Genomic DNA, 14,781 nt, shown 5'->3' with positions numbered 1-14,781 from the left:
GCCTTCGTGTCGGCAGATACGCCAGTGGCCCTGCCGGATTTCTCCGGCAGGGCCACTGCACTAGGTCAGGGTAGCGGGATTTGAACCCATGGCCTATTCGTCCCGAATTATGGGCTGGGCGGTCGCTGAGGCCATCTGCGCACGTCAGAGGTGGTGCGAGGTGTATTGGCGTCCGTTGTCGGACGGGGTGGTTGCTGTACTTTGCTGCAGTACTTCTGATGCTCCAGGGGCGCGGTGCGGGGACGGAAGGCTCTGGCATACCGGAGCGGATCGAGGGATTGCTGCAGCTCGCCTTCGCGCGGCTGATCCGGTTCACGGCGCACCTGGGCCGAACGGGCTGGCGCGTCTTCCTTGGCTGCGGTTTGCCTGGGAGGAATGCCGATGGGCCAGAAACCTGCCCGGAGTGGTGCTTCGCCGAAGGCGATGAACAAAGCGGACCGTCACCTGACCGCCGGGTGCCTCGGCCGAGATGCCGGACAGCAGTTCGCGGACCGGGATGTCCAGGGTGAAGCCATCCATGAGGGAGGCGCCGACCATCGGCCAGGTGGCCAACACCTTCGTCAGCGACGCCACGTCGTACACCGTGTTCGGGCCGGGGCGGCCGTCGCCGCACTCGGGGGCGACGACGCCGGAGGCCAGGTAGCCAGGGTCGCTGTTGAACGTGCCGTGGGCGATGACGCCGCCGGGCACGGTACCGTCAGCGGTCATCAGATCCAGACACTCGCACAGGTCAGCGAGCGCGTTCGACTTCCACGGCATGGTGAGGGTCACGAATTCTCCTGATCGATCGTCAAGTAGGCAGCAAGTGCAGCCAACTTCGGTAGAAGGCTGCCGTATCCGCGCCGCAGGTGGTACATCCCTCGGATCGTAGAGGTGCCCTCAGCGGCCAGGGCGGCGATCACCAGAGCGGTCACCGCCCGGATGTCCTCCCCGGCCACGTCGGCGGCCCTGAGTGCGGACCGGCCCCGGACGGTGATCACCGAACCGCTCGCGTTGACGGCGGCGCCGAACGCGACCAGGGAGGGCAGGTGGGTGCCGCGCTGGGTGTAGATCCGCTCGTCGATGCGGGATCTGCCTTCGGCCTGGGTGAGGAAGGCGGTCAGCTGGGGCTGCACGTCGGTGGGGAAGCCGGGGCGCGGGCCGGTGGCCATATCTGCACCGGCCGCACGCTTCCAGGAGCGCTGACGGCCGTTCCGCCGTCCAGCGGACCGCCCTGAACGCCGCCATCCCCGAGGGCTTGATCACCTTCAACCCGGCCGCCCGCGTCGAGCTCGACCCGGCGACCAAGCCGAAGGGTCTGGTCTGGACGCCCGAACGGGTCGCCCAGTGGCAGGAGACCGACGTAAAGCCCTCCCCCGTGATGGTCTGGACGCCGCAGCAGACCGGCGCGTTCCTCGATTCCGTGGCCGACGACCGCCTGTATGCGATGTGGCACGTGATCACCTTCCGGGGTCTTCGCCGGGGCGAGGCGTGCGGACAGCCGTGGTCCGAGACCAACCTTGACCGCAGCTCGCTGACCGTCACGGCCCAACTCGTGCAGGACGGCTGGGAGGTCGAGGAGTCCGATCCCAAGACCGACGGGAGTTTCCGGACCGTGGCGCTGGACGACGACACGGTGGCAGTCCTGCGGCGTCACCGCGAGCGGCAGCAGAAGGAGCGGGCCGACTGGGGGCCGGCCTGGAAGGAGACCGGCCGGGTCTTCACCAACGAGGACGGCTCCTGGCTCCACCCGGGCAAGGTCACCGACATGTTCGAGCGCCTCGTGGCCGCATCCGGCCTGCCACCGATCCGGCTTCACGACCTTCGCCACGGCGCGGCCACCCTCGCGCTCGCCGGCGGGGTCGACATGAAGGTGGTGTCCGAGATGCTCGGCCACTCCTCCATCAAGATCACGTCGGACACCTACACCAGCGTCCTGCCCGAGCTTGCCAAGGACGCCGCCGAGGCCGCCGCGAAGCTCGTCCCCCTCCAGCGGAAGACCGAAGCCGAGGCTCACGCCAAGGCCGCCGCGAAGGCTGCGGCCGAAGCCGAGAAGGCGAAGCGGAAGGCCAAGAAGAAGGCGAAGTCCAAGGCCAATAAGGCCAAGGGCTAACCCGAGATCAACACCCGCGCTCACGCATCGCTCACGCAAGCGATCTCGTAGCGCGCCACTGACGCCTGCCCGCACGCCGGGGAACAGCAAAAGGCCCAGGTCAGCGGGTATCTGACCTGGGCCTTCTCTGAGCCGCCTGCGGGATTCGAACCCGCGACCTACGCATTACGAGTGCGTTGCTCTGGCCAACTGAGCTAAGGCGGCACCGCTGCCACTACGGGCAACGCGGGCTAGTTTACACAGGTTCGAGGGGTGGTCCGTAATGGGGTGGGCTGGGGGTATGGGGTGACGGCGGGTCAGCGTCACCCCGGGCGTCGGAGGGGGCGGTCAGCGGATGCGCAGGGCTACGTCGACTCGGCCGACCAGGGCGTCGTGGGCGAAGAGCTCGACGGTGTGGTCCAGGGCGGTGATGGTGCCGTGGTGGGCCCGGCGGTCGGTCACCGTGATCTTCAGGAGCAGGGAGTCCGCGATCGCGACCGGGCCCGGGCCCATGGAGTGGACCTGGAGGAAGGTCAGGGCGGTCTCGCTGCCGAGGGGCGCCGAGTAGAAGGTCCGGGCGCCCGCCGCGACGGCCTGCCGTGCGGCCTCCAGCATCAGCGCGGGCTCGTGGCCGACGTCGGTGGAGAAGCCGAGGAGGCGGGCCTGGGCGGTGTACTCCGCGTCGCCGGTCTCGCGCAGCCCGCTCACCGTGACGGCGCCGTAGGCCAGCGGTGCGGCCGGCTGGTCGAGGAGCAGTGCGGTCCCGGTGACCTCGACCATCGGGACGGGGGCTGGGGCGGGGGCGGTGCGGAGCGGAGCGGTGGTCATGGCGGTGGTCACGGTCGGGCTCCTCCCGGTCGGCGGATGCCGGGCGGCCGGGCGGCGGCCGGTGGTGCCGAGCCGCCGCTGCCGTGCCGCCGCGTGCGTACCCGCCCGAGTGCTTGGCCCGTTCAGTGTCACCCCGGAGCGGCCGGTCAGGCGATGCGCCTTGTGGCCATCGGAGTACCTCTTAAGAAACCCCCTGGAAACGCCCAGGGACGGCGGCCCGCCATTCCTCGGCGAGCACGGCCCAGACCTCCATGTCGTGACGCATCCCGCCGTGCGGGAAGGAGGAGCGCTGCACGCCCTCCAGGGTCATCCCGACCCGCTGGGCGATCGCCAACTGCTGGAGCAGGGACCGGGTGGAGTCGAGGTCGACGGTGCGGGAGGCCCAGGGCACGAAGCGGTCGACGCTGTTCCGGGCCCGGTCGATGTGCGCCAGGTACTCGACGGCGTGGTGCGGTTCCAGCGGACGCAGCACGGCAGTACGGGAAGCCGTGAGGGAGACGGGCAGGGTTATGGCGAACACGGCGGCTTCTCCTCTGGAGGGATTGGAGGGGGCAGCGGCAGCAGTACACAACAAACGTTTGGCAGGTACCCTAGCGCCATGCCGCCCGCTCGTGGAGATCATGACGCCCGCCGCCGCGACGTTTCGGCCGCCGTCTGGCGGGTGCTCGCCGATCGCGGCTTCGGGGCACTGACGCTGCGCGCGGTCGCGGCCGAGATGGGCGCCTCCACCGGGCTGCTCACCCACTACTTCCCGAACAAGCAGGCCCTGCTGCGCACCGCCCTGGAGGTGCTGGCCGAGCAGTCGGCCCGGCGCCCCCGCCGGGTCGCGCCCGCCGACGGCCTGGCCGCGCTGCGCACCCTGCTGCTCGACGTCCTGCCGCTGGACGCCGACACCACCGCCGGGAACCGGATCTGGGTCGGCTCCTGGGACGTCGCGCTGGCCGATCCGGAGCTGGCCGCCGAGCACGCCGAACGGTACCGGCGCTCCCGGGTCAGGCTCACCGAGCAGGTGGAGATCGCCCAGCGGCGCGGCGAGCTGCCGGCCGACATCCCGGCAGCCGATCTGGCCGCCGCCGCCCAGGCGTTCGTGCTCGGCCTGGTGGTACAGGCGCTGTTCGCGCCGACCGAGTTCCCGCCGGAGCGTCAGATCCGGCTGCTGGACGACTGGTTGGCGGCAGTGGCGACCGATGAGGAGTTCAGGAGCAGCGCAGCCCGTCCGCCGGCGGCTGCCCCTCGACCAAGTAGCGGTTGACCGCCGAGTCCACGCAGTCGTCGTGCCGCCCGTAGGCGGTGTGGCCGTCACCGTCGTAGGTGACCAGCCGGCCCGACTCCAACTGGCCGGCCAGTGACCGGGCCCAGGCGTAGGGGGTGGCCGGGTCCCGGGTGGTGCCGACCACCACGATCGGCGCGGCCCCGGCGGCGCGGATGGTGTGCGGCGCCCCGGTCGCCTTGACCGGCCAGTAGGCGCAACTCAGCCCCATCCAGGCCAGGTCGGTGCCGAAGTGCGGCGAGGCCTGCTGGAACTGCGGCAGCGCCTTCGCCACCTCCGCAGGGGAGTTGAAGGCCGGCGGCAGGTCCAGGCAGTCGACCGCCGCGTTGGCGAACATCAGGTTCCGGTAACTGCCGTCCGCCGCACGCTCGTAGTACGCGTCGGAGAGGCGCAGCAGCGAACTGCCGTCGCCGGCGCGCGCCGCGGCCAGCGCGCTGCGCAGCTGCGGCCACGCGGGTGGCGCGTACATCGCCGCCAGCACCCCGGTGACCCCCAGCGCCTCGGTCAGCTTGCGGGCCCCCGCGCCGGGCAGCGGGTGCGCGTCCAACGAGCCCAGCAGCGCGTCCAGTTGGCGTCCGGCCTGCTGCTCGTCGGTGCCGAGCGGGCAGTCGGTCCGGCTGCCGCAGTCCTTGGCGAACGAGGACCAGGCGGTCTCGAAGCCGCCCGCCTGGGCGCGGTTGCCGGTCACCGCGTCCAGCGCCGGGTCCATCGCGCCGTCCAGCACCATCCGGCCGACCCGGGACGGGAACAGCCCGGCGTAGGTGGCGCCCAGCAGGGTGCCGTAGGACTTGCCGACGTAGTTCAGCTTGTCGTCGCCGAGCACGGCGCGCAGCACGTCCATGTCGCGGGCCGACTCCACGGTGCTGACGTGGCCCAGCAGGGCGCCCGAATGCTGTGCGCAGCCGTCCGCGAACTCCCGGTCGGCGGCGATCAGTTGATCGATCTCGTGCTGGTCGTGCGGGGCGGGGGTGACGGCGGTGAAGGCGTCCATCCGGTCACCGCTCAGGCAGCTGACCGGGGAGCTGCGGCCGACGCCGCGCGGGTCCAGGCCGACCAGGTCGTAGCCGGCGCGGACCTCCGGCGGGTAGCTGCTCGCCACCGCCTCCGCGTACTCCACCGCGGAACCGCCCGGCCCGCCCGGGTTGAGCAGCAGCGAACCGGTCCGCGGCGCGCCGCCCGCACCGTCCGCCGGGCGGCGCACCGCACCCAGGGTCAGGTCGCCGGCCGTCGGGTGCGCGTAGTCCAGCGGCACCTTGACGGTGGCGCACTGGAATCCGTTGTCGCACGGCTGCCAGCTGAGCCGCTGGGTGTAGTAGGGCGTCAGCTCGGCCGGCACCGCGGCGGGCAGCGGTTGCAGCGGGGCCGGCGCGGCGGGGCCGGCGGCGGGGTGCGCACCGGTGGGGTGGCTACCGGCACAGCCGGCCAGCAGCAGTCCGGTGGCGAACAGCGCGGCGACCGTCCTCAACGGCAGCGTCCTCAACGGCAGCGGTGTCAAGGACTGCGGCATCAACGGCTGCGGCATGCGGTGTCTCCTCGGCGGGTCGGGATCGGGATCGGGGGCAGGCGGAACGGGGCTGGGTCAGGGCGCGGGGTGGGCGAGCGTGTCGCTCAGGTACTGGGCGGCCAGCCGGACCAGCCGCAGCCGCTCCCGCTCGGGGGTGTAGTCCAGCACCGCGTCGGAGATCCGCACCTGGGTGCGCGGTGCCCGGCCGCGCCCGGTGCGCAGCGCGTCGGTCAGGCGGTGCGCGGCGGCCAAGCCGTCGGCGTCGTCCTTCGCCGCAGCGAGCAGCACCCGGGGCGCCGGGCCCGACGGGTCGCCGGCCGCCTGGGACAGGGCCGCCGCGTCGTAGCGGCCGGAGACACCCGCCGCCGCGCCGTACAGCTCGGGGCGGGTCAGCTCGGCGGCCACCGCGCACGGCGCACCGGCCGCCACGCCCAAGGCGGCCCAGCCCTGCGGTCCGGGCGGCAGGGTGCGGAACGCGCCGGCCACGGCGGTCCGGATCCGGTCCTCGTCAGCCATCGGGTCGCAGGGCTGAGCGGTGCCGCCGATCGGCGCGGCGGGGGCGACGGCCACGAACGGGCGGGCCCGGCCCAGCTTGATCGCCGAGGCCAGGCCGTCGAAGACGTCCGGCAGCTCGGCGTCCGCGGTCCGGCCGGGGGCGGCGCCGGGCAGCACCAGGACGGGGTAGCGGGCCGACGGCTCGTCGGCGTAGTGCGGGGGCAGCCAGACCCGTACGGCGCGCGGGCTGCCGTCCGCGCCGGGCACCGCCGCCTCCAGCAGCTCCCCCTCGGCGGGGCGGCCGATGCCGGTGAAGCGGGGCGCGGCAGCTGGACTAGGGGACGGCGGCGGCTTCCCGGGGGTGGGCAGCACGGCCGGCGACTCGGCGGAGGGCCGGTGGGTGCCGCCCGCAGCCTGATCACCGGTCAGCAGCGCGGCCACTGCCAGCGACATCGCCCCCAGGCCGCAGAGCAGCGCGCCGCCGAGGCGCAGCACCACCGGCCGCAGCTCGGCCACCAGCTCGTACGCGAACGCCGTGCGCTCCTCGCGCCACCGCCCGAGTGCCTCCCGTGCCAACCAGCAGCCCGCCACCAGCACCACGGCGGCCGACGCCAGCAGCACTGGACGGGACATCGGGGGCACTCCCTCGCGAGGACTCGGTGCCGGACCGGTCCCGGCGCGCTCGCTCCACAGCGTGCAAGAAGCCGCCCGGGAAGCGGCGCACCGGGCAGCGCCGACCACGGTGTTCACTCGAACGAGCGACCGTCACCCGAGCAGCGGACGGAGGCGGACCACCAGCCCGCGCGCACCGCACGAAGCGCGCCCCGCTACGCGTGCAGCGCCCCCGTCGCACGCGCAGCACCACGCCGGTCCGCGCGCAGCACCCCGTCAGCCCGCGCGCAGCGCCATCGTCATCGCCTCGACCGCCAGCAGCGGATCGACGTTGCGGTCCAGCGCCGTCCGGCAGGCCAGCACCGCCTCGATCCGGCGCAGCGTGGCCTCCGGCGGGCCGGCCGCGGCGATCCGGTCCAGCGCGGCCCGCTGGTCCTGGTTGGCCAGCGCGCCGGTCGAGCCGAACTGCAGCGCCAGCACGTCCCGGTAGAAGCCGAGCAGGTCGAGCAGGGCGGTGCCCAGGGTCTCCCGGCGGGTCCGCGTGGCCCGGCTCTTCTGCCGCTTCTCCAGCTCCTTGACCGCGCCCGCCATGCCGCGCGGGGCCTTGCCGCCCAGGCCCTCGGCCGCGCCGTAGGCCGCCTTGAGGTCCTCGGTCTCCTTGGCGTCCCGGGTCTCGGCCAGCGCCTCGGCATCCGCCTTCGCGGTGTCCACCAGGCGCTGGGCGGCCGCCAGGCAGCCGCCGATGTCGGCGACCTCCAGCGGGATCCGCAGCACCTCCAGACGCCGGCTGCGGGCCTGCTCGTCCAACGCCAGTCGGCGCGAACGCTCCACGTCGCCCTGGCCGGCCCGGGCCGCCTGCTCGGCCAGCTGCGGTGCCACGCCGTCCCGCCGCACCAGCAGGTCGGCCACCGCCTCCGGCGCGGGGGTGCGCAGCACCAGGTGGCGGCAGCGCGAGCGGATGGTCGGCAGGGTGTCCTGCACCGACGGCGCGCAGAGCAGCCAGACGGTCCGCGGCGAGGGCTCCTCGACGCCCTTGAGCAGCGCGTTCGCCGCGGCCTCGGTGAGCCGGTGGGCCGCGTCGATCAGGATCACCGACCAGCGGCCGCCGGTCGGGTAGGAGGAGGCCCGCAGCACCAGTTCGCGCATGTCGCCGACGCCGATCGACAGACCGTCGCTGCGGACGATCTTCACATCGGCGTGGCTCCCGGCCATGACCGTGTGGCAGCCCTCGCAGAACCCGCAGCCGGGCGTGCCGCCCAGGTCGAGGTCGGGGCTGGTGCACTGGAGCGCGGCGGCGAAGGCCCGCGCCGCGGTGGCCTGGCCGGCGCCGGGCGGGCCGGTGAAGAGCCAGGCATGCGTCATCAGCGAGGCGTTGGTGCCCGGGGCCAGGGCGCCGGAACGGCCGGCGAGCACCGTCGCCCGGGCCGCCGAGGCGGCCGCGGTCAGCTGTTCGACCACCCGTTCCTGGCCCACCAGGTCGTCCCAGACGGTCACCGCTGCTCCCACACTCCGCGCCCGCACCGCGACCGGCCGGGTCTTCGCGCCCGAGCCAACCCGCTCGAGCCTTCCGCCAGCGAGCATACGGCCCGCCCCGGACAGACCGGGGCGGGCCGCGGAACCCTCGCTACTTGCGCCGCTTGCGGTCGTTGCCGCCGCGGTCGTCCTCGTCCGGGTCGGCCTGCTCCCAGCGGGCCCACTCCTCGCGGGAGCCGAGCAGCGAGTCGGTCAGCGTCGGCAGGTCGTCCATCGGGGTCTCCTCGGCCCAGGACGGGCGGCGCGGACGCTTCGGCTCGGCCGCCTCGGCCGGGGGCTCGGGCCGCCACAGGCCCGGCGGCACCCGCTCCTCCACCGGCCGCACCGGCGGCAGCTTGCCGGGGCCGACGGCCGGCAGCACCGCCGTGCGCTCCTCGGCGGCCTCGCCCGGCACCGCGGGGAGCACCGCGGTGCGCTCCACTGCCGCCTCCGCGTCCTTCCCGCCGCCGTCCGTCTTGCCGCCCTTACCGCCGCGCCGCCCGGTCTTCCCGCCGCGCTGCTCCGCCAGCTTCTCGGCGGCGGCCACGGCCGCCTGCCGCTGCTCCTCCGAGATCTCCTCGGTGAGGTCATCGGCACCCGGGATCGGAATCTCCTCGGTCACCGCCTCGGCGTCGTTCGCGGCCCGCGCCGCCGCGGCGGCCTCCTCCGCCTGCCGAGCCGCCTCGGCCCGCTGCAGAGCCTCCTCGGCACGCCGGCGCTGCTCCTCGCGCTGCACGTCGCGCTGACGCTGCAGCTCGGCCTGCGCCTGCGCCTCGGCCTCCTTGCGGGCCTGCTCGGCGGCCTCGGCCGCCAGGCGCGCCTCCTCGGCGGCCCGCCGCTCGGCCTCCTGGGCCGCCTGCTCGGCAGCCGCCGCCTCGGCGGCCACCCGGGCCTCCTCGGCGCGCTTGCGCTCCTCCTCGGCCTGCTTGCGGGCCGCCTCCTCGCGGGCCAGCCGCTCCTTCTCGGCCTGCTCGGCGCGCAGCTTCTCCAGCAGCTCCTGGCGCTTGCGCTCGGCCTCCTCGGCCTCGGCCTTCTTGCGGGCCTCCTCGGCGGCGCGCCGCTCGGCCTCCTCGCGGGCCAGCCGGTCCTGCTCGCGCCGCGCCTCCTTCTCCTGCTCGGAGAGCGGCAGCTCGCGGTCGAGCCGGTGCCGGATCGCGGTGGTGACCAGCGCCGGTGCCTTACTGGCGTCGACCACCAGGTAGCGCACCGGGTCGGCGGCGGCCAGCGCCAGGAATCCGGCCCGGACCCGGGCGTGGAACTCGATCGGCTCGTTCTCCAGCCGGTCCAGCGCCTCGGTGAAGCGCTCGCGGGCCTGCGTCGGGTCGACGTCCAGCACCACGGTCAGGTCCGGCACCAGGCCGCCGGTGGCCCAGCGGGAGATCCGGGCCACCTCGGTGGCGGCCAGGTCGCGGCCGGCGCCCTGGTAGGCGATCGAGGAGTCCATGTAGCGGTCGGTGATCACCACTGCGCCGCGGGCCAGCGCCGGCCGGATCACGTTCTCCACGTGCTCGGCGCGGTCGGCCGCGTAGATCAGCGCCTCGGCCCGGTGCGACAGGCCGGTGTTGCCGACGTCCAGCACCAGGCCGCGCAGCCGCTGCCCGACCGGGCTGCCGCCGGGCTCGCGGGTCAGCACCACCTCGTGGCCCTTGCTGCGGATCCACTCGGCCAGCGCCTGCGCCTGGGTGGACTTGCCGGCGCCGTCGCCGCCCTCCAGCGCGATGAAGAAGCCGCTGCCGGTGGCCCGGTGCTCCGGCACGTCGCGGTCACCGCCGAGCGCCTCAAGCAGTTCCTTGCCGAACGGCACGGTGCCGCGCTGGTCGTCGGTCTTCAGCAGCACCAGACCGGCCAGCGCCAGGGTGAGGACTCCGGCCGTGGCCACCGCGATGCCGGCGCCGCCGTGCACGAAGGTGAAGCTGCCGGGGGCCCGGGTGCCGTAGTCGATCTCGCCGTAGGCGGCGGCCAGCAGCGGCATGCCGACCAGCGCGGCGCCCACGACCATCCGCAGCACCGCGTAGAGGTGCGCGGTCACCCGCGGCAGCCGGACCTCCTCCACCTCCTGGGCGAGCAGCCCGCGGCCGACCCCGACCACCAGGCCGGCCGCCACCGCGGCCGCCGAGGTGAGCAGCAGGATCAGCACGTAGTCGAAGACCAGCCCGGCCAGGATCAGCGCGGCGCCGATGGTCAGCAGGCCGACCGCGAGCAGCCGGCGGCGGGAGAGCGCGGGCAGCGTGACCCGGGTCAGCCGCAGGCCCAGCCAGGGCAGCCCGGTGGTGGCCAGCACCAGCAGGCCGTAGCCGATCGGCCCGGCGCCGTGCTCGGCGGCGGTGAACAGGGCCAGTGCCGCGGTGCCGGCCATCGCCGCATAGGCCGCGGCGATGGCGAAGGTGAAGTACGGGGCGGAGCCGGTGCGGCCCTTGCCGAGCGCCGGGCCCGGGGTGGCGTCGGTCGGCGCCCGCAGGCCCTGCAGCGGCGAAGCGGGCCGGTGCCCGGCCGGGGCGCCGGGCAGGTCCTGCAGGTAGAGCAGGACGGCCGAGCCGGCGAACAGCAGCGTCGCGCCGAGCGCGGCCGAGGTGACCTGGTGGGCCCGCAGCCAGTCCACGCCGAGCGCGGCCAGCAGGTTGTTCAGCAGGGTGAAGGCGACCAGGCCGACCGCCGCCAGCGGCAAGGTGGCCCAGCCGGTGCGCATGTCGATGGTGCGGACGGTGTCCAGGTTGGCCGCCGACGAACGCTGCTCGGCCTGCGGCGCGTAGGGATCGCCGACCGGCAGCAGGGTGGGCGTGGTGGCGCCCTTGGCGGCCGACCAGACCCGCTCGGCCGCGCCGGTCACGAAGATCGTGGCCAGCAGCGCGTAGACCGGCACCGCCTGGTGGGTCCAGACCGGCCACCAGGGCGCGACCCCGATCAGTGCGGCGCGCAGCCCGTCGGCGGCGATCAGCGTCCAGCGGCGGTCCAGCGGGCCGGTGAGCAGCCGGTGCAGCGGGCCGAGCAGCGCCACCCCGACCAGCCCGGCGGCCAGCAGCCGCACGGCGAAGACCAGGGCCAGCGCGAAGGCCGCGCCCCGGTAGCCGCCGCCGAACAGCCCGGCCTCGACGGCAGCGGTGACGGTCAGTGCGAGCAGCACCAGGAACCCGAGCCGGTCGGCGGTACCGCCGATCAGCTGGGTCACCCACAGTCGCCGGTACGGGCGCAGCCGCAGCAGGGCACGCGCCCGCTCGCCGGGCGTACCGGCCGGCGCCACTTCGGGGAGAACGGGCACAGTGGGGGTGGGCTGCTCCTCGCTCGTCATACGGTCAGCGTAGCGGGCAGGGCGGAGCGCCAACGGGCGCACGGCCCTGTGAAGCCAGGCTATGACCGGGTTGTGACGCGGGGGCGGTGAGCGAGCTCACCGCCCCCGGCGCGGTTCAGGCCTCCTGACCAGGCTCGGCGGCGGTCTTCTCGGCCGCCGCCTTCTTGGTCGCCGTCTTCTTCGCCGCGGTGGTCTTGGCCGCCGTGGCCTTCTTCGCCGTCGTGGTCTTCTTGGCCGCCGTGGTCTTCTTTGCCGCCGTCTTCTTGGCGGCGGTCTTGGTCGCGGCGGTCTTGGTCGCGGCGGTCTTGGTCGCGGCGGTCTTCTTGGCGGCCGCCTTCTTCACCGTCTTCTTGGCCGCCTTCTTCACCGGCCCGCGGGCCCGCTTCTCGGCCAGCAGCTCATAGCCGCGCTCGGGGGTGATGGTGGCCACGTCGTCGTCCTTGCGGAGCGTCGCATTGGTCTCGCCATCGGTCACGTACGGGCCGAACCGGCCGTCCTTGACCACCACCGGGCGCTCGCTGACCGGGTCGGTGCCCAGCTCGCGCAGCGGCGGGGCGGCGGCGGCCCGGCCGCGCTGCTTGGGCTGGGCGTAGATCGCCAGCGCCTCCTCCAGGGTGACCGTGAAGAGCTGCTCCTCGCTGGTCAGCGAGCGCGAGTCGGTCCCCTTCTTCAGGTACGGCCCGTAGCGGCCGTTCTGCGCGGTGATCTCCACGCCCTCGGGGTCGGTGCCGACCACCCGGGGCAGCGCCAGCAGCCGCAGCGCGTCCTCCAGGGTGACGGTGTCCAGCGACATCGTCTTGAAGAGCGAGGCGGTGCGCGGCTTGACCGCGTTCTTGCCGGTCTTCGGGGTGCCCTCGGGCAGCACCTCGGTGACATACGGACCGTAGCGGCCGTCCTTGGCGACCAGCATGTGGCCGGTCTCCGGGTCGTGGCCGAGTTCGTAGTCGCCGCTCGGCTTGGCCAGCAGCTCCTCGGCCAGCTCCACGGTCAGCTCGTCCGGCGGCAGCTCGTCCGGGATGTCGGCGCGCTGGCCGGGCTGGTCGGCCTCGGCCGAGGCCTTCTCGACGTACGGGCCGTAGCGGCCGACCCGCAGGGTGATCTCGTCGCTCAGCTTGAACGAGCTGATCTCCCGGGCGTCGATCGCGCCCAGGTCGGTGACCAGCTCCTTGAGGCCGCCCAGGTGGTCGCCGTCGCCGTTGCCGGCCTCGGCGGCACCGCCGGCGCCCTCACCCTCGCCGAAGTAGAAGCGCTTCAGCCACGGCACCGACTCGGCCTGGCCGGCCGCGATCCGGTCGAGGTCGTCCTCCATCTTCGCGGTGAAGTCGTAGTCGACCAGTCGGCCGAAGTGCTTCTCCAGCAGGTTCACCACCGCGAACGAGAGGAAGGACGGCACCAGGGCCGTGCCCTTCTTGAAGACGTAGCGGCGGTTGATGATGGTGTCGATGATCGACGCGTAGGTCGAGGGCCGGCCGATCTCCCGGTCCTCCAGCTCCTTGACCAGCGAGGCCTCGGTGTATCGGGCCGGCGGCTTGGTCGCGTGGCCCTCCGGGGTGAGCTGCTCGGCGGCCAGCGGGTCGCCCTGGGACACCTGCGGCAGCCGGCGCTCGCGGTCGTCCAGCTCGGCGTTGGGGTCGTCGGCACCCTCGACGTAGGCCTTGAGGAAGCCGTGGAAGGTGATGATCTTGCCAGAGGCGGAGAACTCGACGTCCCGCCCGTCGGCAGCCGTGCCACCGACCCGCACGGTGACGGACTGACCGACCGCGTCCTTCATCTGGGAGGCGACGGTACGCATCCAGATCAGCTCGTACAGCTTGAAGTCGTCGCCGCTCAGACCGGTCTCGGCCGGGGTGCGGAAGCGGTCGCCGGACGGGCGGATCGCCTCGTGCGCCTCCTGGGCGTTCTTGACCTTGCTGGCGTAGACCCGGGGGGCGTCCGGCAGGTAGTCGGCGCCGTACAGCTGGGTCACCTGGGCGCGGGCCGCGGTCACCGCGGTCTCGGAGAGCGTGGTGGAGTCGGTACGCATATAGGTGATGAAGCCGTTCTCGTACAGCTTCTGGGCCACCTGCATGGTCCGCTTGGCGCCGAAGCCCAGCTTGCGGCTGGCCTCCTGCTGCAGCGTGGTGGTGCGGAACGGCGCGTAGGGCGAGCGGCGGTACGGCTTGGACTCGACGCTGCGCACGCCGAACGCGGTGCGCTCCAGGGCGGCGGCCAGCGCGCGGGCGGCCGTCTCGTCCAGGTGGAGGGTGTTGGCGGTCCTCAGCTGACCGTCCTGGCCGAAGTCGCGGCCGCTGGCGATCCGCTTGCCGTCGACGCTGGACAGCCGGGCGCCGAAGGTCTCCGGGTTGGCGGAGTCGGCCGGGGTGCGGCCGGTGCCGAAGACGGCGACCAGGTCCCAGTAGGAGGCCGAGGTGAAGGCGATCCGCTCGCGCTCCCGCTCGACCACCAGGCGGGTCGCCACGGACTGCACCCGGCCCGCCGACAGGCTCGGCATGACCTTCTTCCAGAGCACCGGGGAAACCTCGTAGCCGTACAGCCGGTCGAGGATCCGGCGGGTCTCCTGGGCGTCGACCAGACGCTGGTTGAGCTGCCGCGGGTTGGCCACCGCCTCCTGGATGGCGGCCTTGGTGATCTCGTGGAAGACCATCCGCTTGACCGGCACCTTGGGCTTGAGCACCTCCTGCAGGTGCCAGGCGATCGCCTCGCCCTCGCGGTCCTCATCGGTGGCGAGGAAGAGCTCGTCGGACTCCGCGAGCAGCTGCTTGAGCTTGGTGACCTGGGCCTTCTTCTCGGCGCTGACCACGTAGATGGGGGTGAAGTCGTGCTCGACGTCCACCCCGAGCCGGCGCAGCTCGCCGGTGTACTTGTCCGGCACTTCGGCTGCCGTCTTCGGCAGGTCGCGGATGTGCCCGACGCTCGCCTCGACGATGTAGCCGGGGCCGAGGTAGCCCTTGATCGTCTTCGCCTTGGCGGGCGACTCGACAATGACGAGTCGCTTCCCGCCCTGCGCGGTCTCGCTGCTCGGGGACACCTTCGCTCTTCTCTTCCGGTCGCTTCCTGTGTGCTGGCCGACGGATGGCCGACGCCCGGCACACCACCGCCTGGGCCACCGCCGTGCGACGACCCCACCAGCGGAGTGTGACCGTACCCTGGTCACCCTTGTCAAACGGACGGATCCCGCTTTTTCACCGGCAAGGCCGACCGAC

Annotated in this window: 9 protein-coding genes, 1 tRNA gene and 2 pseudogenes; 2 read left to right on the top strand and 10 right to left on the bottom strand. The window is 73.5% G+C overall.

Annotation, left to right across the window (positions count from 1 at the left end; genetic code table 11):
* Window positions 1-312 precede the first annotated feature (312 nt).
* Window positions 313-771, bottom strand: coding sequence for a serine hydrolase domain-containing protein (locus E6W39_RS39620; protein WP_181799414.1), 459 nt, complete (start codon window positions 769-771; stop codon window positions 313-315).
* Window positions 768-1,163, bottom strand: a pseudogene (locus E6W39_RS23545) (UDP-N-acetylglucosamine 1-carboxyvinyltransferase); the annotation flags it as partial. The gene E6W39_RS39620 and the pseudogene E6W39_RS23545, both read right to left, overlap by 4 nt.
* Before the next feature lie 32 nt (window positions 1,164-1,195).
* Between E6W39_RS23545 and E6W39_RS23540 the strand changes: the two are divergent.
* Window positions 1,196-2,092 (top strand): annotated as a pseudogene (locus tag E6W39_RS23540) (tyrosine-type recombinase/integrase); the annotation flags it as partial.
* Window positions 2,093-2,222: 130 nt separating this feature from the next.
* Here E6W39_RS23540 and E6W39_RS23535 read toward each other — a convergent pair.
* From E6W39_RS23535 to E6W39_RS23525, 3 genes are all read right to left on the bottom strand, one after another.
* Window positions 2,223-2,296 (bottom strand) — tRNA-Thr (locus E6W39_RS23535).
* A gap of 123 nt (window positions 2,297-2,419) precedes the next feature.
* Window positions 2,420-2,911, bottom strand: coding sequence for an AfsA-related hotdog domain-containing protein (locus E6W39_RS23530; RefSeq protein ID WP_141635209.1), 492 nt, complete (start codon window positions 2,909-2,911; stop codon window positions 2,420-2,422).
* A 169-nt stretch (window positions 2,912-3,080) separates the two neighbouring features.
* Entirely contained in the window at window positions 3,081-3,419 is a 339-nt protein-coding gene (locus E6W39_RS23525; RefSeq protein ID WP_228718316.1) for a GNAT family N-acetyltransferase, read from the bottom strand.
* A gap of 78 nt (window positions 3,420-3,497) precedes the next feature.
* Between E6W39_RS23525 and E6W39_RS23520 the strand changes: the two genes are divergently transcribed.
* Window positions 3,498-4,151, top strand: a complete 654-nt coding sequence (locus E6W39_RS23520) for a TetR/AcrR family transcriptional regulator (RefSeq protein WP_141635208.1) — start codon at window positions 3,498-3,500, stop codon at window positions 4,149-4,151.
* Here the strand turns inward: E6W39_RS23520 and E6W39_RS23515 are convergent.
* From E6W39_RS23515 to topA, 5 genes are all read right to left on the bottom strand, one after another.
* Window positions 4,096-5,691, bottom strand: coding sequence for an alpha/beta hydrolase (locus E6W39_RS23515; protein WP_228718315.1), 1,596 nt, complete (start codon window positions 5,689-5,691; stop codon window positions 4,096-4,098). The two genes, E6W39_RS23520 and E6W39_RS23515, sit on opposite strands and share 56 nt — an antisense overlap.
* 57 nt (window positions 5,692-5,748) lie before the next feature.
* Complete coding sequence (locus E6W39_RS23510; RefSeq protein WP_141635207.1) at window positions 5,749-6,801, bottom strand: hypothetical protein; 1,053 nt, start codon at window positions 6,799-6,801, stop codon at window positions 5,749-5,751.
* A 255-nt stretch (window positions 6,802-7,056) separates the two neighbouring features.
* Window positions 7,057-8,274: a DNA polymerase III subunit delta' gene (locus E6W39_RS23505; RefSeq protein WP_141635206.1), complete on the bottom strand. Its 1,218-nt coding sequence runs from the start codon at window positions 8,272-8,274 to the stop codon at window positions 7,057-7,059.
* A gap of 130 nt (window positions 8,275-8,404) precedes the next feature.
* Complete coding sequence (gene tmk, locus E6W39_RS23500; protein WP_141635205.1) at window positions 8,405-11,578, bottom strand: dTMP kinase; 3,174 nt, start codon at window positions 11,576-11,578, stop codon at window positions 8,405-8,407.
* 115 nt (window positions 11,579-11,693) lie between these two features.
* Window positions 11,694-14,606 (bottom strand): type I DNA topoisomerase, encoded by a 2,913-nt coding sequence (gene topA, locus E6W39_RS23495; protein WP_141635204.1) that lies wholly within the window; start codon window positions 14,604-14,606, stop codon window positions 11,694-11,696.
* Between the last annotated feature and the right edge of the window lie 175 nt (window positions 14,607-14,781).

Source organism: Kitasatospora acidiphila (assembly GCF_006636205.1).
Classification (GTDB): Bacteria; Actinomycetota; Actinomycetes; order Streptomycetales; family Streptomycetaceae; genus Kitasatospora; species Kitasatospora acidiphila.
Note: the sequence above shows the minus strand (reverse complement) of the source record. Positions and strands in the feature narration are given on the sequence as shown.